The following is a 24,450-nucleotide window of genomic DNA, read 5'->3' as shown; positions in this document are numbered from 1 at the left end:
ACATGGATCAAATTTATCATATGAATAAAATTTTACTCAGTTTATATTTAAGTATTGCTTTAATGACTGGATGTTCAAAACATGAAAAGCCTATACAGTCTCAACAAATAAGCACAATCAAAGAACCAACTGAAATTGAGTTAGCTAAAGCAAAAGAAGAACTAATTAAAGCAAACCCTGCACTAGCTCCTGCAACGAATAATTTGACACCTGAACAAGCCAAACAAGCTGCCCAAAAAACTTATGACAACGCATTAAATGAAAAAGCATTCATTGATGATGCATTTAAACTAAAAGAGATAAGCACACTTGATCGTTATGTAATGACCTCCCATGACTCTATGTTTCCAAATGATGAAATGGCTTTTCCTTACGGACGCTGTGAAGAAATGTTTGGTGATGTAGGAAATTTAGCATCGGTTATGCTTATGCGTTTAAAAGAAGATAGTGCGATTAATAGACGAATGTATCGAGATCATCAGGGTAACTTTGAACGCTCAAAAACTGAATGTTCTAGATTGCTAAGTCTACCCTATGCCACAGTAGAAAAAGAATATGATGAAAGTTAAGCTCCATCAAATCCAAGCGACACATTATGTCGCTTGGCTATTCTAGTTTTATACATATTATTATATAAATATATTTATTATATAAATTGAGCTATTTTAAATATGCAGAAAAGGAAAAACTTAGGTGATCACATAAAAGAACTGATTGTCGTGGAGTTAACTGCCAATGTAATGATTTCCTTTATTGGGCTGTTTTTAACTTATTATTTTAAAGGTGAAAATGGCATCAATGAAGCTGCAAAGAGTTTTGGCAAACAAATAAAGACCGATTCTCTAAATCTTTACTATCTAGGAACGTCTTTAGTATTGGGTATAATATTCTTTATTTTAAATCGTTATTTTCATACTAAATATAACCCGAATCACGGATAAGAAATTATTTATAAGTCCTGAACTTTAGGTTTAGTCGCAGTACATTGATAAGCAATCAAAGTCGCATAAATATGAGCAATATACCCTCGCCATGAACGATGACGAGAGTTTTCTAATCCAAAGCTTTCTTTGAGCTGCCCATTCACTGTTTCAAGCAAGTTTCTTTGACACATATAATGCTCATCTTCTTTACGTAAAGGAGGTGCATCCATATTTGATCTTGTTCGTGTAATCAGCTCACAGCCTTGTTTTTCAAAGAATTGCTGATGGAATTTAGAAATATATCCTCGATCTGCAAATAATTTACCCTGAAATTTACTCATATTGAATAATGGATAGGCCACTTGGATATCAGCCCTTTTCCCCGTGGTCACTAAAGCAGATACAATCTCACAAGCACGGTTGACCATAAGATGTAGTTTAAACCCATAGAACCATCCCGTAGAAGATTTTCCTCGACTGGCTTTTTCCTTAAAGGTTCTATGTCTTGAAATTCTCATATTTTTACAAACCCGTAATGGCGTTGAATCCATGAAGTGAATGTGATCTTTTTTAGCTTTCCCTCGAATCGCTTCAAAGAATGCAATGATGGCATCTGCATATTGATTGATGAGTGCATTAATACGAGCATAGCAAGGTAGATATTTAAATGCTTTGCGATGGTAAAGTTGAATAAAGACAATGAATTGCTTAAATGTTTTAAATCCACTGAGGTGTGACCATACAGCTAAAAAAATGACTTCTGATAGCTCTAATAGTGCTTGACGAGAACGTTGTCTTACTCCAGATTCTTTCAAGGCTTCAAAATAAATAGGCTTAAATTGAATACAAAAGTCATCGATCAAGCAAAATAGTTCCGTATAATCGTACATAGAAGGTTGTCTGCTTACTTGTGTCTAGAAACTCAATAAAGTAAGGCAATCTTCTATTTTTTTATAATTCTTTAGCTTCGCTTATCCGTGATTCGGGTTAAATATAATACTATTTTCTATAAAATATCTAGTATATATTTCAATACAGTTATAAGCATTTACCGTCTTATAGCTAGCTTCTTACTTGGGTTCTCGGCTTTATATATTATATGTGAATACAGCAATTTAAATTTTCAAGTAATTTCATTTCTATTCTACGGTTTTCTTTCCCTATTTATTACAACTGGTCTAGTCATCTTCTTAGAGTATATTAATAAACGACCTGAACGGGAAATTAAAGTACCTTCAGGAATCCATTCCCGCTGAACAAAAAACATATCTGATTCACATTAAGCACAATTTTATATTGTGCTTAATTTTTATGGCTAAAAAAAATAAGTCTGACCGACAAGCGTTAGAAAGTAATCAGACCGCAGGGATTACATTCTTAGCCAACCAATGGCAAGAGCACCCTGTCATCGGTTTAACACCTGCCAAACTGCATAAAATGCTCACCGAAGGTGAACAAGGTCACCTTGCCACACAAGCCGACTTATGGGCAGACATGGTTGAGCGTGACGGCCATATCTTTAGTGAAATGGACAAACGTATTAAAGCTGTGAATAGCTTACCATGGGGTATGCATCCACCTAAAAACTCAACAGACCAAGAACGAAAAATTGCTGAAGAAGTCCGTGAATGGATTGATGACATTGAGAACTTTGAAATGTTCTTATTCGATGCAATGGATGCAGTCGGTCATGGCTATAGTTGCCAAGAAATTGAATGGCAACAACTTGGTAACTTATGGCTACCAAAAAGCTTTGAGCATATTAACCCTCGCCACTTCTTAACACCATACGATCAACCCAACACATTACGCATTAATGATGGCTCAATGATGGGCTGTGAATTTAATGACTTTGGTTGGTTCGTTCACTACCACAAAGCCAAGTCGGGCTACATTGCACGTTCAGGTCTAAACCGTATTTTGGCATGGCCTTTTCTATTTAAAAACTATGGCACACGTGATGTCATGGAGTTCCTAGAAATATATGGCTTACCCATTCGTATTGGGCAATATCCAAGCGGTGCAACCCAAGATGAGAAAATGACCCTTGCCCGTGCTGTGATGAGCATTGGTCGTAATGCTGGCGGCATCATCCCGCAAGGCATGAAAATTGATTTTGAAAGTTCAGCCAATGGCGATACTAAAAACCACTTTAGCTTGATTGATTGGTGTGAGAAAACTGCCTCCAAAGTTATTGTTGGCGGTACGTTACTCAGCCAAGCCGATGGTAAAACCAGTACACATGCACAGAGTAAAACGCATGAAGTACAATTTGATACCATCAAGAAATCAGATGCGCTTCAGCTTGCACGTTCAATCAATGATAGCCTTGTTAGCTATTTAATGCGTTTAAACTATCCAAACATTACACCTGACCGCTACCCTAAGTTTTATTTTGATACCACAGACACTGAAGATTTAGAAAAGTTTAGTAAATCTATTCCCGCATTGGTCGATGTTGGTGTAAAAATTCCAACATCATGGGTGCATCAAAAACTCGGTATTCCTGAGCCTGAAGATGATAAAACAGCAATTTTACAACGTTCACCTGTAACGCCTAACCTTGCTGCCAACCGTTATCAACCACAGCTTATTAACCATTTAGTGGCATCCAATAGCGCACAAATTCCGCTTGAAGACCAAGCCATGCAGCTTTTGTTGAACCAACAAGTAGATGAAAGCCAAACGATTAGTGAACAATGGTTAAGTACACTCATTGAAAAAATTAAAAATCAAAATAATGAAGATGAAGTTTTACAGCTACTTTCTGACTTATATCCGACAGATGATGAACCTGCATTACAAGAGCGCCTGACCCAACTGATTTTTGCTTGTGAAATGTTAGGCCGTTTAAGTGTGGAAGCCGAAACATGAGCAATATTCCACAACGCCCAGAACTGAATGCTTTATTTGACTTACCACCTACCGATGCCATTGATTACCTCAAAAAGAAGGGCTTTAAATTGGGTTGGGATTGGCATGAAACTCTAGATGATGCCCATAGCCGTGCCTTTACAGTCGCCAAAGTCGCTCGTATCGATGTACTGCAAGACATTAGAAAATCATTGATTACAGCGTTAGAAACTGGACAAAGTTTTGAGAAGTGGAAAGACAATCTAACGCCTACCCTACAAGACAAAGGTTGGTGGGGTAAAAAGGTGGTTAAAAACCCTGAAGGCAAAGACCAAGAAGTACAACTGGGTAGCCCTCGACGCTTACGTACAATTTATGACACCAATATGCAAAGTGCCTTTAGTGCAGGACGCTATAAAGCAATGCTCGCCTCAACCGATACCCGACCCTATTGGGAATGGCGGCACATCACCATTAAGAACCCACGTAAACAACATTTAGCATTAAATGGCTGTATCTTTCGTTTTGATGATGGATTTTGGTCAGTCGCTTATCCACCATCTGAGTGGGGTTGTAAGTGTCGTGTCATTGCACGTTCAGCCAGTGAAGTTGAAGGCAAAGATATTTTAGATAGCGAAGGTCACAGCACCGAGATTTATGAACGTGTAGGTACAGATCGACAAACAGGTGCAGATGTTACTGTAAAACGTACTCAGTTTAATATCCCCACCAAAGACGGCACACTCACCTTTGCCCCTGCTGCGGGCTTCAATGGTTCACCTGCAACAAGCTATTTAATAGATAAGGTTCTCACAGATCGGGCAACAAAACTGATTGGCAATACAGGTGGACTCAAACAAGTTGAAGATATTTTAACAGCCCCGACCCGTCTAAAAGCCCATCAAGCATTTGTGGATAATGCGATGAGTTTTGGTCGCACACAACGGCAAACCAGTACGGTTGGCGTATTACAAAATACAGATATTGAGTTTTTAACAGCCAAGAATCAAGCAGTTGAAAGCCCCATACTAACGATTAGTGACCATTTGATGGTGGGTAAAAAAGCCCAAAGGCATGAAGATGCGGGCAATGCACCGACATTGGAAGAATGGCGACAACTACCGTTACTGATCAAAGATGTGCAACAGGTGGTATGGGATATAAAAAATGACAGCGTACTGTTGATAGTACCTGTATTAGAAAAACATGCAGAAAGTAGTGTGTTGAAGCTGTCTATACGCCCACAAAATGGTGTGATGGAAATTGTAAGTATTTTTAAAGTATCGACTGAATCTATAAATGGGAATGTCAAGTCTGGATTACTTGAGAAAATTAGATAAATAAGCCTTGTCAGAATAGCGGACGACTTGCACGTCATAATGCAAAGGAAAAATCCCCGCAACCTTTCTATTTGGAAACTACTACCCTAACAAGGTATAAACGAGTATAAAACATGACAACGATCACGATCAACAATCAAGTACTGATTGATAAGTTACAATCTGTGTCTACACATTTAAATGATACAAGCAAACTTGGCCATGCAATCGCAAGTAGCTTTTTAACAGTGGTTGAAGATAACTTTGACAGTGAAGGTCGACCTGCTTGGGCAGGACTGAGTGCTGTCACGCTTGCCAAACGCAAAGGCGGCAAAAAGCTTTATCAAACTGGACAGCTTAGAAATAGTATCAGCACCAAAGTAAATAAAGATGAGGTTGTGATTGGTACAAATGACCCTAAAGCCGCTACCCACCAGTTTGGTGCAAAGAAAGGACAATACGGGCACAACAAAAGAAATGTACCACTACCTTGGGGAAATATTCCTGCTCGTCCTTTCTTACCTATGGATAAAGATGGCAATTTACAACCTGAAGCTGAAAATGCTTTGACGCATGATGTTGAATATTTCTATCAATCACTATTTGATTAAGCATCTCAATGGCGTTAGAAGCTCGTTAGACTTTTAAGCAAGCCATTTTAAAAACAAGAATAATAAATCTATCAGCTTAGATAAAAATAAGGCTTAAAACGCCTTAGAACGCAAAAACCAATTCGGAAGGTTTTCCCGCTTTTTAAAGTTCATTTGTCATGAATACTGCAAGTATGAAAAAGAAACCACTTGCAGCAGCTTGCTCATTCGACATTACGGCATCAACCGACCACTTTGTAATTATTCCTGAAGGGATATTTCGTGGCATAGATGGTCGCCCTACAGATGCCCCACATTGGGAACTCACCCCTGAGCGTGGTCGTGCCATTGTTACTGAGTTGAATCAACGTCAGATCGACATGGTCATAGATTATGAACATTCTACCTTACGTATCCAAGAAGACAATGAGCCTGCACCTGCTGCGGGATGGTTAAAGCCAAATGGCTTTATTTATATAGAAGGCGTTGGAATATGTAGCAATGCATTTGAATGGACAGATAAAGCACAAAGCTATATCGAAGCCAAAGAATATAAATATATATCACCTGTTTTTCTATATGACAGCAACGGCAATGTGCTTGCCCTACTCCATGTTGCTTTAACAAATACCCCAAATCTTGACCAACTTCCTGAAGCAAAACTTGCAGCAGCCGCTCAAGACTTCCTTACTCAAACCTCACAGGACAATGATATGGACGAATTACTCGAACGCTTGCGTTGGATGTTAAATCTGCCTATTTCTGCCGATGCAAATGATATTTTGGCGGAACTCAATAAACTGATTACACGTATTGAAGATGGTACAGATATTCAGATTGCTGAAAATGCACAAAACCTCTTTGATGCCGTTCAAGCACTCACCACAAAAATAGCAGCAAATAACCAAGGCCCCAACCCTGCCGAATATGTACCGATGGCTGTATATCAACAAGCCGTTCAACAATCAGTACAAGTGTCAGCCAATCATCAAAAACATGAAATTGAGCAACTCATTACTGCTGCATGTAGCGATGGACGTTTAACAGGTGAAGCAACAATTCAGTGGGCAAAAGCATTTGGGGAAAAAGACCCTGATGGTCTTAAAGCACATTTAGATGGCATTCCAAAAATCGCGGCACTCAACCAACGTCAAACCCAGACACTTAACTTAGCTGACAACAACCAACGCCCTGCACAACATGATGACCTTACTTTAAATGTGGCATCACAATTGGGCTTAAGCGCGAAAGACTTAGGAGCTGTGACATGAGTAAAACCGATGTTGCAATTGTAACGGAACAACGTGCAGGGCGACTCATGCCTGTACCACTTAAAGCGGGCGCGACTGTATTACAAGGCACGTTTGCTGTAGTCGATAAATCAGGTCTTGCCTTAGATAGCCAAAATGTTGGTGGTGCAGATCAAATTTGTTTAGGTGTTTGGGATAACTCCGCACAAAACACAGGTGCAGATGGTGATGCGATTGCACAAGTACAGCGTAAAGCACAATTTCTCATGAGCAATGACTCGAGTGATCCCATCACTCAAGCCGACCTTGGTGTAAAGGTCTTTATTAGTGACAACCAAACCGTCGCTAAAAGTGATGGCAATGGCTCACGCGCTTTAGCAGGCAAATTTATGGGCTTTGATAGCCGTTTCACAAATTACGTATGGGTAGAAATTGAATGATTTTTAATGAAAAAAATGCAAGTGCGGTGATTACTGCTTTAGCCACCAGTATTAAAACCATCTTTAATAATGCTTTTGATGCAGCACCGAGCCAATGGAACTTGGTCGCGATGGAAGTACCAAGTAATGGTAAATCGAATAGTTATGCATGGATTGAAAAGTTTCCAAAACTACGCAAATGGCTTGGTGATAAAGTCATTAGCCAGTTATCTGCACATGCCTACACCATTACCAATGATGACTTTGAGGCAACGGTTGAAATTGATCGTAATGACATTGAAGACGACAACATTGGCATCTACAAACCGCAAGCTCAAATGGAAGGTGAAAGCTCAAAACAATGGGCAGATGACTTGGTGTTTACTGCCATTTCACAAGGATTTCATCAGCCGTGTTACGACGGTAAAAGCTTCTATGCGATTAACCATGAAGTGGGTGCAGGAAAAGGCAAAAAGTTGGTATCGAATAAGCTTGATGTAAAGCTTGATGCATCAAGCCTAGAAGCAGCACGTAATAGTTTTGGTAAAGCCCGCACCATGATTCGTAGCATGAAAGACAACGAAGGGCGACCACTTAACTTAAACCCCAATATTTTACTTGTGCCGCCTGCACTTGAAGATGAAGCCAATGTATTGATGACGGTAGACCGTTTAGAAGATGGCAAACCAAACCCTTATAAAGGCACAGCAACTGTGGTGGTTGCAGGTTGGCTTGAAACAGATAGCGAGTGGCACTTACTTGATGCAAGCAAAGCCATTAAGCCCATTATCTTCCAACCTCGTAAACAGCCTGTATTTGTTGCTTTAACAGATACTTCAAGTGACAGCGTATTTAACCGTAAAAAATTTAAGTTTGGTGCTGAAGCACGCGGTGCAGCAGGTTATGGCTTGTGGCAAATGGCTGTAGGTTCTACTGGGGAGAAATAACCATGTATGCAACGGTAGAAGTCATGCGTCGAAAGTTTGGTGAACATGAGCTTATACAGCTCACAGATACCGAGCAACCGTATACGGGTGAGATTAATTACGACAAATTGAATGCTGCGATTGAAGAAGCAAACAGTGAAGTTGATGCTTATCTTGCAAGTCGCTACACATTACCGTTGCACCCTATCCCTCCGTTCTTGATCAATATTGCTTGTAATCTCGCACGCTACTATGCAGAGACAGGCAATCTATCAGAAAACAGCCCGATTAAGATTCGATTTGATGGCTGTATTAGAACACTGACGAAAATTGCCAAAGGTGAAATCGGTTTAGGTGGTACACCTGCGGGAGATTCTACGCCTACAAAAAGCTCAGCCAACAATGTGGTATTTACTGTCGGTCGGCGTGATTTCGGAGATAGATCATGGTGAATTTGAGTCTGATTGAGCAAGCTATCAAAGACCTAATGGCCGAGCAAATTCAAGAAAAGAAATGGTCATGGGTACGTGAAATTAAAACCTATGGTGGTGAGTTTGATGATGACATCACCACAGCCATTCGTAGCTTCCCTGCCATTTGGATCACATTTGATGGTTCAGGTTCACCTAAACGAATCAGTCATAACAAGACTGAATATCCAGTCACATTTGTTGTTCTCGTTGGCGCACGCTCATTACGTAATGAAGAAACCCGTCGCCAAGGTACAGCATTTGATATTGGTACATATCAGATGCTTGACCATGTACAACGACTTCTTACCAACAATGATTTATCAATAACGGGCTTAACAGGGATTGCACCCCTCAAGCTTGGACGCACGAAAACGATTTTTAACACTGCGGTACGTGAACAGTCTATTAGCGTACTTGCACAAGAATTCACAACCCAATATGTCATCACAGCTTCAGACCGTGATCGCACTGAGGATATGACAACAAGCGAAATCCATCGCATTAATTTGGACTATGTTTTTCAGCCACAAGATGATGTGGCAGATGAACATGATTTTATTTCCTTACCCGAATAAAAGGTTAAACCATGAGTTTTAAAACAGAGGTTGAATTAGATATGACTGTGCGTATAACAGGCCGTGATGAGGTGACTGGTGAGATGGTCAATAAACTGAATGCTTTGTTTATAGCAGTAGAAAAATTAGGAGGCGTTATACAAGTTAATCAAGAAACACCAACAGAAGGTAATAATACGAATCAAGAAGATGTTAATCTGATTCCAATCACTGATATTACTATTCCCGCAGATAGCTTCATTTATACGGCAGCACCGTTTGCTTCTGAAATTGTTTTAAATATTACTCCAAGTAATGGCAATCAGAAAATTACTGTAACAGATGTAAGTACCAATGATGCATTAAATTCTTTAGCTTATAATTCTAGCAAAAAAACAATCGAAGCTCTGGGACAATATGATAATCGAAATGCATCTATCTTGGTTGAATGGCCAAATGGTAAAAAGCAGTTCGATATTCCTGTCAAAATTTATGGGGAATCTGTATGACCAGTCTTATAAAAACACCTGGTGTCTACACACAAGTTAACATCAATACTCAACGCTCAGGATTGCTAAGTAATACTCAAAAAGTTTTGTTTATTACTAATGATAGCTCAGGAAAATCTACCCCTACAGCAATTTACGATACAGCATCTGCGGATAAAACTTTTGGACAAAATTCAGAAGCAGGACGAATGATCAAGGCTGCTATTAAAACCTATCAAACTGTGGAGGTAGACTGCTTGGGAAAGTCCATACAAGCTCCTCAAACGTAATTAGCTGTGATAATGCAACAAACTCTATAACTTTAGATTGTTTACTTCCAAATGAAGAACACATTGAGAGCGCTGATATTACTTTCAGATTTAACTTAGGCATCATAGAGTATGATGTTAGAGGATACCTCCCTAGTAGAGATGGTAATGATTTTACAGTCGATGGTAATATTCAAACCAATATAAGAAATAATAGTTGGAATTCTTATACTTCTGACTTATCTGATGTTTTATTCACTTTTCAGCTTGTTGAAAATAAAGTAAGAGTAAAAGTAATAAATAATTCAGATCACGTTCTAAAAATGTCATCGATTAGATTCGGTAAAGATGCAGATGTTTCATATGCTTATGAAAATGACCCAAATGTTAATTATCTAGGTAATCAAAGCTCCATTAGTATTTCTGCTGAAAATAATAACCCGAGTTTAAGTTTGAGTAATCAAAAGTCAATAAATGGATTAAACATTTTTCAAGCCTGCATAGCAGCTAGTAATACTGTACCAACAACAGATTAATGGATATATAACATGTCAATCCAAGAAACTATAGCCCCTCTTGGGCACACAATTATTGCTTTAGCGACACCACCTGATGATATTACTACATGGGTAGATTACTTAAATACAGTAAGTAATAACATTGAGCAACGCCCTGCTATTTTAATAGTACCATTTACCAATGTAGATGATGCAACGACTTTTGCAGCGCAAACCAATGTAAAAACAAGCTATCGTATAGTAGCTGTTTGCTACCATGGTGCAACAGATCAAGCACCTGAAATTGCAGGTGCAATGGCTGCTGCACTTGCTGATTCGCAAGACCCTGCACTGCCATTTAATGGAGTGAATTTAGGCGGTGTTACAGCCGTCGCTGATGAGTACAAGCTCACTTTTGAACGTATGGAACGAGCACTTAATGCAGGTGTCTGTATGATCCAAACAGGCGCAGATGGTATTCCTGAAATTGTTCGTGCAGTTTCAACTTATCGTACCAATCCTGATAGTGGCTTAGACGATGACATCATGCTTGATATTAATGGGGCTTTAACCATCGACTATGTACGCAAAGTGATGCGTGCTGCTGCATCAAAACAACGTCGTCGTAAAAATACTGCTGCACAACGTCGTAACCTACGCTCAATCTTTTTAACCGAAGCGATTAAACTCGATAAAGCGGAAATTTTGCAAAATGTTGAAGCCACCGCAGATCAACTGACTGTTACCGAAAATACAACCGATAGCTACCGTGTTGATGCACGTATTCCTTCTAACTGGGTACGTGGTATGCATGTGATTGATACAACGATTGATGTGTATTAAACATGAGATATTTCTTCATTTTAACAAGTCTATTTACGCTAAGTGCTTGTCAAAGTGTAGGTACAAATAGACCCGTCAATACTCAAGTATCATTACAAGCAGCACAAAGTAGTGACTGTCAAAACAATACAACACAAAGCTATACGCTAACGCTTTCATGTAGCTTATAGCTCATACTCTTTTGCATAAAAAGACTGCCATCGGTGGTCTTTTTTGTGGAATATTTTCCCACTTCACCTACATAAAACTTACTTTAGGCTTAAGTCATCTTAATCAAAGAGATTTCACATGGCTGAAGATGCAGTCGGAATTATTGTCATGAGCGTAAACGGTCAGGAATATGACTGTGCTACATGTACTCCAAAAATAGATACGGGTAAAAAACCCATTAAGACCATGAACCGTACTGGAAAGGTCAAATATAAAGCCAACGGGATTAAGACCTACACATTAGATGTTTCTGTCGTTATTCCAGATGGTAAAGATACTGTGGCATGGGCTGATATTGAAGATGCACGTATTAGCCTAGAGTCTGTAACAGGCAACTATCGTAAAACTTATATTGATTGCACCACCCAAACAGTCAGCGATGCATACTCAGTCGATGGTGAGACACGTCGTGATTTAACCATGTTTGCATTAGACGATTTAGATGAATCTGCGAGTTAAAAATGGAAATTAAAGGCACTCTACCCGTTGCGATCAAGAAGCTAGTGGGTCAAACCGAAGTTAAAAGTAAGAAAGTCGTCATGCGACAAATGACTGCAATTGAATACTTGCAATCCCAATCATCAGTTCAAGCAGGTCAATTTATTGCTATTGCTGACCTATCTGCAATGACCAAACTGATTGCTGAAGATGGGACTGAATATGACGTTACTTATGACATGCTTGGTCACTCCTCTCGCACAAACTTAGATTACTTAAATAATTTGAAAGAAAAGCTAGATGCAAAGGAACAAGCCGAGCATACAACGTCAGAGCAAAAGTCATCCGAGCATTGATGCAGATCGGAGTTCCTTTTGATCAAGCGGCAAATATGCCGCTTGATTTAGCAATCGCGCTGTTAAACGATGAGCGGCTAGACAATACTCATCAAACCCCATCTAAAAAAACCTCTACCGATGTAAAGCCTTCTACATCCAAGCCATTTAAAACTCATGGCACAACCTATGTTTCGACAAAACGCAGGCATTCTAACAAATGAGTAAAAATACGACCGTTTCATTGACGCTTCAAATTAAAGGTAATGCGGGCACTGAATTAAAGCGAATATCTGATTATCAGGTTCAATCGACGACCAAACTCAATCAGCAATGGACGCAAGTAAATAGCGCTCAAGCAAAGTTTGTAAATACCGCAAAAGCAGGTACAGAAGCCACAATAAATACAGCGCGTGCAGGAGATCAACTGCTACGTACTAACAGAATGCTTGAAGGCGTTTTACGTCAGCAATCTATTCAAACCAAATTACAAAGCCAGCTACTCAAACAGCAAGAAGGTTCTGCCAAACAGATGGCAAACTGGATGAAGCAAGTTGAACAGTCAAGCCAACGCACCCAAAAGGCGAGTAAAGAAACAGCTTCCCTGTGGCAAAAAGGCGGTGCTGTTGTCGGTGGTGTTGCAGGTGGATATATGGCAGCAAAGGCAGTCGCAGCGACACCACTTGAACGTGGTCGCAACTTTTCCAAAGTCATTTTTGATGCAACAGCAAGTATAACCAATGGCTTTAATGGAATGTCTAAGCAAGAAGCAAAATCCCAAAACGAACAACTTATGGGGTATGCAAAAGATGCTGTACGTCAAGGACATGGTACTGTTGAAGGTACATCACAAGCCGCAGGGATTTTAGCAGCATCAGGAATTTATGAAAAAGTTTCTGACTTAAAAGCACCTTTACAGGCCATTGCAAAATCATCATTTGCAAGTGGTGCTGATGAAACAGATATGGCTAAACTTGCTCAACAGGTCAAACAATTTGGGGTTGGCGTAGATCGAACACAAGTGGCTTTCGACCGTATGATTGGCTCAGGACAAGCAGGTGGCTTTGAGTTAAAAGATATGTCACAGTTCTTACCTGTACTCTTAGCCAGTGCAAGTCGTGCAGGCTACACAGGGGAGCAAGGCCTTAATCAGGTTACCACTCACCTACAGCTTGCTAGAAAATATACAGGCACACCAGGTGAAGCCGCAACGAATATTGATGACCTCTATGGTCTAGTCAACCAAAAGCACTTTAAAGATGCGATTGCTAAAAATATCCATGTTGAAAAAGGCGATCCGACGAAACTTGGAAAAAAGAATAAACGTGTTTTTGATTTAACAACTTATCTAGCAAACAATCAACTCAAAGGTGTTGATACCATTACATCCGTTGCGATGCTCATGGATCGACAACTTTCTAAAAATCCAGAATATCAAAAATTAAATGCTCGCCTTGCTACCGCTATAAAAAGTAAGAACCAAGAGGAAATTAGCCATACAAAACAAGCTATAGAATTGGTTACATCGGGTGAGTTTGGAGATACTTTTCATAATAAACAATCTTTAGCAGGTATATCAGCCATTATCACAGGTGTAAAAAATGGCGACTATAAAGACATTTATGATAAATCATGGAATAAAGAAGGCGCGACAGCAAGCCTTGCCGATATTAAAGGCGACAATGAGTTTGCTCAAAGCGAAGCTGTAGAACAAGAAAAAATACTCGCTCAGATTAAAATCTATGAAACTGTAAATAGTGCTTTAGGTAATTTTGAAAAAGGACTTGTTAGCACCATGCGCTCTAACGAAGCACTAACAGCATCAGCTATTGCAGCAACTGGTGCTTTATCTGTACTGGCAGCCGCAGGTGGTGGTGCTGCTCTTGGTGGTGTTTTAGGAGGCAAAGGTAGCTTAGGTGGTGCTGTCATGCGTGGTGGTAGTGCAATCGCAACGGGTACAGGTGCAGTGATTAGCTCAACGGTTGGTCAAGCTGCGATTGCAGGTGGTGTCGGTTATGGTATTGGTACAGTTGCACGTAATATGTATATGACTACTGAAACAGGTCAGAAATTTGACAATTGGGCAGGTGAAAAAATCACACAAACACTCGCTTTTTTTGGTAACCAAGAAGCCAAAGATGCTTTAGAAGGCCAAGCGAAATATGAGCAAATGATTGCAGAACAACAAAAGCAGACTAACTCAATAAATCAGGGTTTTTCAATGCTTGCTCAAACTATTGTAAATAATAAACCCATATTGCCGAACTTTCCTACTCTTCAACCCTTAAGCTCTCTTGCGCAAAGCCTTTCATCTCATGCCGCTCAACAAGAGCAGAGATACGGAGCAATTGCCCCACTTGCCTTAAAATAATCGGAATATTTTCCCGCTCCGATAAATGATAGACCATCGCACAATAGACCTTATTATGGTTAAGGTCTATTGCAATGTCATGGAAAAACGAGTTACAAGATGCAAGCTTTAGAGGCATTTATTTTGAATGCAGTACAATTAAAGATGCTGTTTCAAAAGCTCAAGCAATACATCAAGCTCCTTTTTCTGACGAAGCGAGCATTGAGGACATAGGCAAAGACCCTCGTAAAATTTCAATCAATGCAATCTTTACAGGCAATACATACAAAGCGGACTCAGACCAACTGATTGATGCACTCAATAGCCGTGGTAGCGGTGTACTGATTCACCCTATTTATGGCATGTGCAATGCCAGTGTCGCAAATTACAGTATTGATCATGAAGCGGATAATGTTGATGCATGCACAATCAACATTGAATTTATTGTCGGTAAAGAGCAACAAAACTTTTTTACGCCAGTGACCGTTAATCAGAATATTACAGATACAAAAAGCATTATTGCAGCACCTGCCACAGCTTTACAAAGTGAACTTGCTCAACTCAACAATGAAGATTTTGCTCACCTTTTCCATATCGTAAATCGTATTCGTACAGGTATAAATACTGCTCGTACTTACCTCAACCTTGCCAAACAAAATATAGACGATATGCTCTCCCCACCAAGCTATATCACGGCATTTGTAGATGATTTAGGACAGTTACTCACCTTTGATACGAATATCTCAGCACTCACAAAATGGAGAGACTTATCTAAACGTATTACTCGCTTTAGCACACTGTTTGAAAATGATGAAAAAACAACGTTACAACAAACATGGCGTGCCTGTGTTATTTCAAGTCATGTTTCACTTGCTCAAACCATTATTCAACAAACACGCACCGAACTCAGTCACAACCAAACAATAAGTAGTTTCACCCCGTTAGAACTCGCATTAGTGCGTCAGTCTGTACGTAAAGCAATACAACAAGCCATCAATGAAGAACGACGTACAACGGCAAGTCTAACGCTTATTAACACACAACAGATTCAAGTCTATAAAAACCTTGCAGATGAAATACACCTGCAAATACAAGAACTCATTGAGCAACGCCCTCCTCTTACAACAACGACCATTACGTTGCCATGTACCCTGCATTGGCTTGCACATCAATTGTATGGTGACTATACCCGTGCAAATGAAATTCAACGTCTTAACCCACGCTTAAACAACCCTGCACTTCTTTTAAAAGGAATGGAGTTAAACGTTTATGCAAGATAATCAAAATAAAAGTATTCGCTTAATGATTGGAGGATACGAGCTATCGGGTTGGGACGAGGCAACTGTAGATAATGCCATTGATATTCCTGCCGACAGTTTTAGTGTCACATTATTTAATCCTGTTTATGATCAACTGCCTAATAGTATCAGCGCAGGCCAACAAACCCAGTTGTACTATGACAATCAGCTAATTATGACAGGCATTGTTGATCGCTTATCTGAAGCAATCACAAGACATGGACGCGGTTTACAAATTTCAGGACGTGACTTGGTTGGGCAGTTGATTAACTGCTCTGTTCCTATATTTAATGGTCGACAAATTAGTCTTGAAGAACTCATCAACCAATACATTAAAAAGGGCAATCTTAGTCAATTATTTCCCAAAATTATCATCCATGATGACAGTGCCTTAAAAAGTAAAATATCTGTTGAGCCAAGCGAATCACTTTGGGATGCATTAACGAAAGCCGCTTCAGCCACAGGTCAAACAATTTGGCTAGATGCAGATGGCACACTTCAAATTGGCAACCCCTTTGAACGACCATACTATGTTCAAACACCTTTACAGCTTATGTTTAATGGCAATCAAAACAATGTCCTTGATGCCCAATATGATGAGGATGTATCTGATGTTTTCAGCCAAATAAAAATACTTAGTCAAGACAGCAATGCAAATCACATTTTGGCTGAGACTCTGACAAAAACACCTTACCCATTTAATCGCCTAAAAATTGTTTCACTCGGTGATGTTGATACAAAAGCTGAAGCAGATGTGGCACTTAAAAAGATCATCGGTGATAACAACCTTGAAGCATATAACCTAAAAGTAACGGTTGCAGGTTGGACAGTGGATGAAAAAGTCTGGTCAGCAGGTTGGTATCTCAATCTAAGAAGTGACGTACTCAGTCGGGCAACTGCGAAATGGGCAGTGATGGGACGTACATTACACCTATCCCGCAGTAATGGACAAACCACTGAACTCAAACTCAAAAGACAAGGTGACTGGGTACAACCGATTGCTGAGAAAAACAAAACGCATAAAAAGCGTAATCGTCACCACAAACATCACCGAAGACAAGCCCAATGATTCATACAGTTCGCCATCAAATTGGCAAAGCGAAAACTCAAGTCCGTCAAAGCTTTTTAGGTATCGTTGCCCGTGCAGGATCAAGCGCATTACAGCTTAAAGGCTTTGCCGATGAAGTTTTACAAGAAATTGAAAATTATCAGCAAATCGGCTTTAGCTCACATATACCTAAAGATGCAAAGGTAGTGCTGTTACCCCTCCAAGGCAAGACTTCACGTTCCGTGGTGATTGCCACTAAAGGTGGTGCAATCACTGTAGATGTTGCATCAGGCGAAACCTGTATTTATGACCAATTTGGGCATTCTGTTTGGCTTAAAAAAGATGGCACACACATCAAAGGTGACTTATTTGTCGATGGTCAAGTCAAAGATAAAACAGGAACGATGCAACAAATTAGAGAAGTTTATAACGGCCATAATCATGGTAACTCCCCTTCACCTAACCAAAAAATGGAAGGATAACGCATGGCGAATATTAATCTAGAAACCAAAGACTACATCTTGACTTCACTTGATGCGACATTCACACAAGATGATGTCATTTGTATCTGTCAGCGCTTAAATATTCACCGTGCAAAATATTGGGCTAATCCCGATTTAGGCAGTCAGTTCTACAAATTAAAGCGATCAAAAGATGTACCACGCATGTTGCAACTGATAGAACAATATGCAGAAGAAGCATTGGATGATCTTGTCCCTGATCGCTTATCAGATATCGTCGTGAGTGCATCACAAACTGTACAAAGTCGTGTTGATTTAAGCATTGAGGTCACACGTCTCACAGGACAAAAACAAACAATTCCTTACTTTGTTGCAGTCGGAGGATAAGATGGCTTACTCCATTAAAAGCTTTGAACAAATACGCAAAAGCATTCTTCAAGAATATCGTAATACAACAGGAATTACTGCTTCAGATGACTCTGATGCAGGTATCCGTGCCGATGGTACAGCCTCAGTTATTGAAGGCTTATATCACCATCAAACCTACATACAACGCCAACTTTTTATTACTACCGCAGATGAGCCTTACTTATATATTCATGCTGAAGAACTCAATCTGCCTCGTTTAGGTGGAAGTACTACCACAGGATCAGTTACAGCTCAATCTAACGTCGATTTAACAATTAAGGCAGGCACAAAACTGACGGATGGCAATGGCTATTACTGGCATGTTACCAGTGATACTTATTTAATTTCTGGGCAAAAGACGACCGTTAATATTACTGCTGATCAAGTTGGTGCAAGTTGGAATTTTACAGGCACATCATTGCTTTGGGTTAGCCCTTTAGCGGGTCTTGATGGCACAGCAACTGTAAATAATTTAACTGGTGGTGCAGATAGCGAAGCACTAGAAGACTGGCGTACACGTCTACTTGAACGTAAGCAACTCGGTTTTAATCGGGATCGTAAAGCCGATATTGTATCTGTAATGCATACAATTTCAGGGGTTGAATACATTTACGTTTACCCTAAACGTCGAGGGCTTGGTTCTTTAGATGTTGCTATCACAGCCAGTGGAAAGGCTCTCCCCTCTAAATCTCTTTTAGATACAGCACAAGTTGTTTTAGATGACTATGCAGGCTTTTGGGCAGATTGTCGTGCTTTTGCACCAACAGAACGTAAAGTCGATTTAGTCGCTACTATTACAGGAATATCTGCCAACTTAACCGATGTAGAAGAAACCATAAAAAGTTACTTCAATGAACTTGAACCTGCTCAGACCCTCCAAGTTTCAACGCTAATCAGCCGTATCATGGCATTAGATAATGTAAGTGATGTCGTGTTATCGCAGAACAGTAATATTGTTGCTGAAGTCAATTGGATGCATGTTGAATGGTTACGTGCAGGTAATATTGTAGTGAAACAAACATGATGACAATAGAAGAAACTACTCGCTTATACGCCACGGTACTGCGCCAACTCTTACCGACTGGTGGCTATGACATAGCACCCAATACCACTATTGCAGCAGACATTTTGGTACATGCAAAAGCACTTGCACAATGCGATCTTGATGCAAAGCGTCTCCTGAATACGTTGTCATCTATTCCTGTGGAATTAATCAGTGAGTACGAAGCAGAGTTTGGTTTACCCCTTAAATGTAATGCTATTACCACACCAAATATAGAGGAACGCTTAAATATACTTTCTTGGATTAAAGAAACCCAAAATGTTTTTAACTTGAGCTACTTAAAAACCATCTTGACACTATTTGGATTAACACTCCTCAAGATTACGACTTACAAGCCAATACAATGCACAACTCCATGCAATCTGTCCGTAAATACCGAACAACTGCGCTATAAGGTGAAGTTAAAGCTAAGTGCCAATACTGATCTAAGTTGTATTGCCGAACACTATCTCCCTGCCTATTTAAAAATTGAATTAGAGAGTTAAAATGCAAAGAATTAATAGCGTGAATGCACGCCCTGATCTAAACGGAACAGGTAAAGCAGGCTTTCATGACAATAGCGACCTTTCAGGCCAAGATGCCACGTATCTCACACCTGATTGGTGCAACACCTTACAAGAAGAGCTATGTAATCTTATTGAGAAAAATGGCTATACACTCGATAGTAATAGCCGAGAACAGCTTTATAAAATTATTGCAACCAATGATAGTGTGATGGCACTTGCTGAAGCCATAGAAAATAGACTTATGACCTTAGCAACCAAAGCAGCGCTACAACAAGCGATAGACTACGCTTCAGCAAATTTACAACAACATAAAAGTGCAAAGAACCCTCATCCACAGTACCTACTTGCCAGTACTTTTGGAGTTAACTTACCTATGACAGCAAGTACTGATACACCGATTGCTGATACAAACCGTGTTTATGGTTGGGACGGTTTAGATGGCGATACAAACTTTGAGGTTGGTGGTGTACGTTGGTGGAACAGTAAATCAGGCACTTTCACATTTAAACCTTGGCGTTCCTACGGCCAATTCTTACTCTATTTCGATTTTCAGCCACAAGGTAGCGGCCATATTTATGTCAGAACATTTAATCAAGATGGTACTAAAATAAGCGACGATAACGTTAGAACTTACAATGCCGCAGGATATGACCTTAAAGAAACACCATTAAAATATGTTTTTGAATTGCCACAAGGCGGCTATGCAGAGATTGCTTATGACCTATCCGTTTGGAATAAAGACTATGGCAATGGAAAAGGTTCAATCTATGTAAATGATAGACCAAAAAGCTTCTCACCAGTCGGTTATACATCAACAGTAGATTTCTCAAATAAAAGTGGTGTTGAAGATGCTCAACAAAATGATGGATACGCAATTTATCCAAATTATGAATGGTTCTATTATAGTGATACGGATAAAAAATATATTGAGTTAAATAGCCTTTCTACATTTGAAAAGCCTGTGACCCATATTCCGACTTATTACCGTAGTCAACTTCAAAACCAATTCAATAAAGAGCTATGGGCGATTGTTGAGGTTGCCAAACAAACAGCAGCTTTACCAAATGCTGACTATACACCAGTGAATACACAAGTTGTTCGTGCAGCTACAGATAAAGACGGTAATATCGTGTTAGGCATACCTTTTGAAATGAGAACAGTGAGTACACCAAATAATGAAACGTTGGTTTATTCAGTAGCCTTTTACGATAAAGAAGTAAGTAAAACCACTAAGGATTCAGACTTTCCTACAGGTATGTTAAATGGTAAACATACCATTTATGCTCGCCCATAAGATTAACTATATAGATGGAGATATTAGCACTTTATTTTGCACTAAATAAATTAAGCATAAAAATCGTTAGAATTTAAGGTTTAGTGCAAAATAACTGTAAAAAAACGGTGCAAAATAAAATGTAAAAGAGTGCAAAATAAATCGGCAACTTACAGAATCAAGGCTTTATAACTTACATTTTTCATATTAGAGCATATAAGTTTAAGTATATGGTGGAGATGGCGGGAGTTGAACCCGCGTCCGCCAGCATTACACTCCAGAATACTACATGCTTAGATATCGTCTATTGTTTTAACACTTAAAGACCCGACGAACAGGGTTAAAAGCGCGATCCTTTAAGTTTGATATAGAATCCCAAGGCTTGATTCTATACGGACTTGTGTGCGTTCGCTTCTGTCGGGTTATCAGGCCACAAGTAATCTGATAAGCGGACTAGTAGCCCTTAGGCTACTTGAGCGTAAGATTCGTCGTTTGCGACTATAAAATTGCAAATTTTATTTACGAGAGAAAATGCGCTCTCGGCATGCATCTATGAGTTTCATCACCAGCGTCGAAGCCAATAACATCCCCATGTATGTAAGCCAATTATAACATAGTATATGTAAAATACTATACATTTAAGATTTTAAATTTACGATAGAGATAACAGCTAGTGTGAAGGCCCACCTTGCACTTTTTTAGGTTTTGGACACAACCAAATAATCATCGCACCCAATAAGAAAATTATCGAAAAAACCAAAAACACATGATCAGCTGCAACAGTCAAAGCTTCTTTATTTACAAGATTTGAAATTGTGCCTAATGCCGTTTCGTAGCTAAATCCTTTGTGCTGAAGTTCACCCAATGTAGGCTGTACATTCATACTAGAAACAATTTCACTACGTGAAATACTGGCATGGTTATCCCATATCGTAACAGATAATGACGCACCTATAGCACCGCCCATTGTCCTCATAAAATTCATTAACCCTGCTGCTGCTGCAACTTCACTTGGTAAAACAGATCCAAGAGCAATGTTTGTTAAAGGAATAAAAAAGAATGGGACACCAAATCCTTGTATAATCTGTGGCCAAGCTAATGCCATAAAATCTGCATCATTGCTCCAAAAAGCACGCATTAATGTCACGCCACCTAAAAGACAAAGACCAAAACTCCCTAAAATTCTTTGATCGAACTTCGTCGAAAGCTTGGCAACAACAGGAGACATCGTCACACTACCCAACCCCATTGTTGCTGTAAGATAACCAGCCCATGTAGCTGTATAGCCCATATTTGTTTGTAACCACTGTGGTATAAGTACAATACTTCCAAAAAATGCACCAAATCCAAATCCCATCGTTAGTACCGCAAGGGAAAAGCCTAGATGTCTAAAAACAGAAATATTTACAATAGGATTCTTTTCGGTTAATTCCCAAATCACAAAAATGATAAAACCAATAAAAGATACTACTGCCAATACACAAATTAAATTACTAGAGAACCAGTCATGGTCATGTCCTAAATCTAATAGTAACTGTAATGCGCCAATTGCGATAATAAGCAATGATAGGCCAATTGCATCAACCTTCACTAGAGCTGTTGGTGTTTCTGCAGGTTTCAACAGATTCAGAACACCAAAAACACAAATAATACCTATTGGTAAATTAATAAAGAAAATCCAGTGCCAAGATAAATTATCACTAAACCAACCACCCAAAATTGGCCCAATAATTGGTCCAACCACGGTTGTCATTGCCCACAAGCCCATTGCCTGCGCATGTTTTTCTGGTGGATGAATACGCATAAGCAAGGTTTGACTTAAAGGCATTAAAGGCCCACCAAAAAGTCCCTGACCAATTCGACAAAACACCAATAGCTCTAAGGAGTTAGATACACCACACATGACTGAGAAGAATGTAAATCCGATAAGACATGCAGCAAATACACGAACTGCTCCAAACCTTCCCGCAAGCCACCCAGTTAAAGGTACACAAATAGCCTCAGCTACTGCATAAGAAGTAATTACCCAAGTACCTTGCGTGGTTGAAACAGCAAGACTACCTGTAATGTGTGCAACAGATACATTGGCAATCGTCGTGTCAACCACAACCATAAAGTTAGCCAATGCTAAAACGAGTGTTGCAAGTAACAGTCTATTTCCTGTTAGATCCCCTAAAGGTACAAACTTACTCATAATTTACGACTTCGACTTTAGATCAACTTTTGCTGTCATCGACAGTCCTACACGCAATGGATGTTTTTCGAGTTCTTTTGGATCTAACGCAACACGAACAGGCAAGCGTTGCACAACCTTAATCCAGTTGCCTGTAGCATTTTGTGCAGGAATTAAAGCAAAAGCTGCGCCTGTCCCACCTGAAAAGCCAACAACTTTTCCATGGTAAACCACATCATCACCATATAAGTCAGATGTAAGTGTTACAGCTTGACCCGGTTTTACATCTGCCAACTGGTTTTCTTTAAAGTTTGCATTTACATAAAGTTTATTTACAGGGACAACAAGCATTAAAGAAGAACCAACAGTGACTGTTTGACCAATTTGTACATTACGGCTTGTCACAATGCCATCAATAGGCGCTTTAATCACTGTACGCTCTAAATTAAGCTGAGCCTGATCAACTTTTGCTTGCGCGGCAAGAACATCTGGAGTCGTTTCTTGGTTCAACCCTTTAATCAAAGCATTGTTTGCATCTAAATTACTTTGAGCAACCTTTTGATTTGATATAGCTTGAGATAAACTTGCTTCAGCAACATTGTAATTTGCCTTTGCTGTATTTAAGGCATTCTGCGAAGTTGTATATTCTTCTTTGGAAATTGCACCTGATGCACTTAACTCCTGACGGCGTTTAAAGTCAGACACCGCACGCTCTAAATCTGCTTTCGCCTTTTCAACTTGTGCTTTTTGACTCTGTATTGCGTCGTGACTTGACTGAATTTGTGAGGATAACGAACCATTATTCGCCTGTGTCTGTGTATATTGACGCTTTACTTTCGCTAAGTCTGCTTGTGCCTGTGCTAAAGCAATTTTAGCATCACGGTCATCTATGGTTACAAGAGTATCACCAGCTTTGACACTTTGAGTATCCTCAACATATACATGTGCAACCTGCCCGCCAACCATAGAGCTTACCTGTGCAGTATCTGCTCCAACATATGCATTATCTGTATCTTCAACATGACCAAAGAAAACTGCCCATATAACATAAATAATGGCGCAAATAATAAAGATTATTGCAACAATAGATAGCCATTTTTTACGTTTTGAATTTGCAGATATTATATTTTGTTGTTCTTTTTTTTGCGAAATTGGCAAATGTTCTTCAGTCATATTTAACCCTATAATTTATCTTACTTTTAGCGATGTGGCATATGCAAGTTTGTTTGACCATTTACATATAAATGATATTTTATTTGCAACACATTGGAATAGTGAATATTAAACTAAAAAATCAAAATATGAGAATATTAATATTTTATTGATCAATAATTGAATAGTTAGTGCTTTATTTATTAATCTTCCCATGGTTATAAATTTACGACTTTTATTTAATTTATATACTTATTTTATATAGCTTTTATTAAATTAGTACACCTAATGTAGATATCTACAAAATACTTGAATCTAATAAAATTTTATC

At 39.3% G+C, this 24,450-nt stretch carries 28 protein-coding genes and 1 other RNA gene; 25 read left to right on the top strand and 4 right to left on the bottom strand.

What is annotated here, in order from left to right; genetic code table 11:
- Window positions 1-20: 20 nt before the first annotated feature.
- Window positions 21-569 carry a hypothetical protein gene (locus AC1MPL_RS05465; RefSeq protein WP_479764822.1) on the top strand — a complete coding sequence of 183 codons (549 nt, stop codon included), beginning with the start codon at window positions 21-23 and terminating at the stop codon, window positions 567-569.
- 102 nt (window positions 570-671) lie between these two features.
- The gene (locus tag AC1MPL_RS05460) at window positions 672-941 is read left to right on the top strand and encodes a hypothetical protein (protein ID WP_479764821.1); all 270 of its coding nucleotides are present in this window, start codon (window positions 672-674) and stop codon (window positions 939-941) included.
- A gap of 8 nt (window positions 942-949) precedes the next feature.
- Here the strand turns inward: AC1MPL_RS05460 and AC1MPL_RS05455 are convergent, their stop codons facing one another.
- The gene (locus tag AC1MPL_RS05455; protein WP_479764820.1) at window positions 950-1,813 is read right to left on the bottom strand and encodes an IS982 family transposase; all 864 of its coding nucleotides are present in this window, start codon (window positions 1,811-1,813) and stop codon (window positions 950-952) included.
- A 421-nt stretch (window positions 1,814-2,234) separates the two neighbouring features.
- On the opposite strand from AC1MPL_RS05455, the gene AC1MPL_RS05450 reads away from it, so the two are divergent.
- The 23 genes from AC1MPL_RS05450 (at window position 2,235) to AC1MPL_RS05340 (ending at window position 20,815) form a co-directional block, all read left to right on the top strand.
- Window positions 2,235-3,797: a DUF935 domain-containing protein gene (locus AC1MPL_RS05450; RefSeq protein ID WP_479764819.1), complete on the top strand. Its 1,563-nt coding sequence runs from the start codon at window positions 2,235-2,237 to the stop codon at window positions 3,795-3,797.
- Entirely contained in the window at window positions 3,794-5,116 is a 1,323-nt protein-coding gene (locus AC1MPL_RS05445) for a phage head morphogenesis protein (protein ID WP_479764818.1), read from the top strand. Before AC1MPL_RS05450 ends, AC1MPL_RS05445 begins: the two co-directional genes overlap by 4 nt.
- A 113-nt stretch (window positions 5,117-5,229) precedes the next feature.
- Window positions 5,230-5,706 (top strand): phage virion morphogenesis protein, encoded by a 477-nt coding sequence (locus AC1MPL_RS05440; protein WP_479764817.1) that lies wholly within the window; start codon window positions 5,230-5,232, stop codon window positions 5,704-5,706.
- 173 nt (window positions 5,707-5,879) lie between these two features.
- Complete coding sequence (locus tag AC1MPL_RS05435) at window positions 5,880-6,956, top strand: phage protease (protein ID WP_479766162.1); 1,077 nt, start codon at window positions 5,880-5,882, stop codon at window positions 6,954-6,956.
- Window positions 6,953-7,375, top strand: coding sequence for a hypothetical protein (locus AC1MPL_RS05430; RefSeq protein WP_479764816.1), 423 nt, complete (start codon window positions 6,953-6,955; stop codon window positions 7,373-7,375). Before AC1MPL_RS05435 ends, AC1MPL_RS05430 begins: the two co-directional genes overlap by 4 nt.
- Window positions 7,372-8,301, top strand: a complete 930-nt coding sequence (locus AC1MPL_RS05425) for a Mu-like prophage major head subunit gpT family protein (protein ID WP_479764815.1) — start codon at window positions 7,372-7,374, stop codon at window positions 8,299-8,301. The genes AC1MPL_RS05430 and AC1MPL_RS05425 overlap by 4 nt, the downstream gene beginning before the upstream one ends.
- Window positions 8,302-8,303: 2 nt before the next feature.
- Window positions 8,304-8,732 carry a gp436 family protein gene (locus AC1MPL_RS05420; protein ID WP_479764814.1) on the top strand — a complete coding sequence of 143 codons (429 nt, stop codon included), beginning with the start codon at window positions 8,304-8,306 and terminating at the stop codon, window positions 8,730-8,732.
- Window positions 8,726-9,328 carry a phage protein Gp37 gene (locus tag AC1MPL_RS05415; RefSeq protein ID WP_479764813.1) on the top strand — a complete coding sequence of 201 codons (603 nt, stop codon included), beginning with the start codon at window positions 8,726-8,728 and terminating at the stop codon, window positions 9,326-9,328. The genes AC1MPL_RS05420 and AC1MPL_RS05415 overlap by 7 nt, the downstream gene beginning before the upstream one ends.
- Before the next feature lie 41 nt (window positions 9,329-9,369).
- Window positions 9,370-9,816, top strand: coding sequence for a hypothetical protein (locus AC1MPL_RS05410; RefSeq protein WP_479764812.1), 447 nt, complete (start codon window positions 9,370-9,372; stop codon window positions 9,814-9,816).
- A complete protein-coding gene (locus AC1MPL_RS05405; protein ID WP_479764811.1) occupies window positions 9,813-10,085 on the top strand; it encodes a hypothetical protein in 273 nt (90 codons plus the stop codon). The genes AC1MPL_RS05410 and AC1MPL_RS05405 overlap by 4 nt, the downstream gene beginning before the upstream one ends.
- A gap of 302 nt (window positions 10,086-10,387) precedes the next feature.
- Window positions 10,388-10,600: a hypothetical protein gene (locus AC1MPL_RS05400; RefSeq protein WP_479764810.1), complete on the top strand. Its 213-nt coding sequence runs from the start codon at window positions 10,388-10,390 to the stop codon at window positions 10,598-10,600.
- A gap of 12 nt (window positions 10,601-10,612) precedes the next feature.
- Window positions 10,613-11,404 (top strand): phage tail protein, encoded by a 792-nt coding sequence (locus tag AC1MPL_RS05395; RefSeq protein ID WP_479764809.1) that lies wholly within the window; start codon window positions 10,613-10,615, stop codon window positions 11,402-11,404.
- Window positions 11,405-11,406: 2 nt separating this feature from the next.
- Complete coding sequence (locus AC1MPL_RS05390; RefSeq protein WP_479764808.1) at window positions 11,407-11,574, top strand: hypothetical protein; 168 nt, start codon at window positions 11,407-11,409, stop codon at window positions 11,572-11,574.
- Between the two features lie 118 nt (window positions 11,575-11,692).
- The gene (locus tag AC1MPL_RS05385) at window positions 11,693-12,073 is read left to right on the top strand and encodes a hypothetical protein (RefSeq protein ID WP_195772010.1); all 381 of its coding nucleotides are present in this window, start codon (window positions 11,693-11,695) and stop codon (window positions 12,071-12,073) included.
- Window positions 12,074-12,075: 2 nt separating this feature from the next.
- Window positions 12,076-12,408 (top strand): hypothetical protein, encoded by a 333-nt coding sequence (locus tag AC1MPL_RS05380; RefSeq protein ID WP_237411573.1) that lies wholly within the window; start codon window positions 12,076-12,078, stop codon window positions 12,406-12,408.
- Window positions 12,409-12,607: 199 nt separating this feature from the next.
- Complete coding sequence (locus AC1MPL_RS05375) at window positions 12,608-14,758, top strand: phage tail tape measure protein (protein WP_479764805.1); 2,151 nt, start codon at window positions 12,608-12,610, stop codon at window positions 14,756-14,758.
- 74 nt (window positions 14,759-14,832) lie between these two features.
- Complete coding sequence (locus tag AC1MPL_RS05370) at window positions 14,833-16,017, top strand: DNA circularization N-terminal domain-containing protein (protein ID WP_479764803.1); 1,185 nt, start codon at window positions 14,833-14,835, stop codon at window positions 16,015-16,017.
- Complete coding sequence (locus tag AC1MPL_RS05365) at window positions 16,007-17,104, top strand: phage baseplate assembly protein (protein ID WP_479764802.1); 1,098 nt, start codon at window positions 16,007-16,009, stop codon at window positions 17,102-17,104. The genes AC1MPL_RS05370 and AC1MPL_RS05365 overlap by 11 nt, the downstream gene beginning before the upstream one ends.
- Window positions 17,101-17,565: a phage baseplate assembly protein domain-containing protein gene (locus AC1MPL_RS05360; protein WP_195772005.1), complete on the top strand. Its 465-nt coding sequence runs from the start codon at window positions 17,101-17,103 to the stop codon at window positions 17,563-17,565. Before AC1MPL_RS05365 ends, AC1MPL_RS05360 begins: the two co-directional genes overlap by 4 nt.
- 3 nt (window positions 17,566-17,568) lie before the next feature.
- The gene (locus AC1MPL_RS05355; RefSeq protein WP_479764799.1) at window positions 17,569-17,931 is read left to right on the top strand and encodes a phage GP46 family protein; all 363 of its coding nucleotides are present in this window, start codon (window positions 17,569-17,571) and stop codon (window positions 17,929-17,931) included.
- A gap of 1 nt (window position 17,932) precedes the next feature.
- On the top strand, window positions 17,933-18,976 hold the full coding sequence (locus tag AC1MPL_RS05350; protein ID WP_479764797.1) for a baseplate J/gp47 family protein: 1,044 nt from the start codon (window positions 17,933-17,935) through the stop codon (window positions 18,974-18,976).
- Window positions 18,976-19,500: a hypothetical protein gene (locus AC1MPL_RS05345; protein WP_479766160.1), complete on the top strand. Its 525-nt coding sequence runs from the start codon at window positions 18,976-18,978 to the stop codon at window positions 19,498-19,500. The genes AC1MPL_RS05350 and AC1MPL_RS05345 overlap by 1 nt, the downstream gene beginning before the upstream one ends.
- A gap of 1 nt (window position 19,501) precedes the next feature.
- The gene (locus AC1MPL_RS05340) at window positions 19,502-20,815 is read left to right on the top strand and encodes a hypothetical protein (protein ID WP_479764795.1); all 1,314 of its coding nucleotides are present in this window, start codon (window positions 19,502-19,504) and stop codon (window positions 20,813-20,815) included.
- A gap of 210 nt (window positions 20,816-21,025) precedes the next feature.
- On the opposite strand, the gene ssrA is transcribed toward AC1MPL_RS05340, so the two are convergent.
- From ssrA to AC1MPL_RS05325, 3 genes are all read right to left on the bottom strand, one after another.
- Window positions 21,026-21,385: a transfer-messenger RNA gene (gene ssrA, locus AC1MPL_RS05335) on the bottom strand.
- Between the two features lie 79 nt (window positions 21,386-21,464).
- Window positions 21,465-22,988 (bottom strand): DHA2 family efflux MFS transporter permease subunit, encoded by a 1,524-nt coding sequence (locus tag AC1MPL_RS05330; RefSeq protein ID WP_479764794.1) that lies wholly within the window; start codon window positions 22,986-22,988, stop codon window positions 21,465-21,467.
- A 3-nt stretch (window positions 22,989-22,991) separates the two neighbouring features.
- Window positions 22,992-24,140, bottom strand: coding sequence for an EmrA/EmrK family multidrug efflux transporter periplasmic adaptor subunit (locus AC1MPL_RS05325; protein ID WP_479764793.1), 1,149 nt, complete (start codon window positions 24,138-24,140; stop codon window positions 22,992-22,994).
- Between the last annotated feature and the right edge of the window lie 310 nt (window positions 24,141-24,450).

It is taken from the genome of Acinetobacter sp. N1-1, from assembly GCF_056711485.1.
This window is presented reverse-complemented; position numbering and strand designations above follow the sequence as displayed.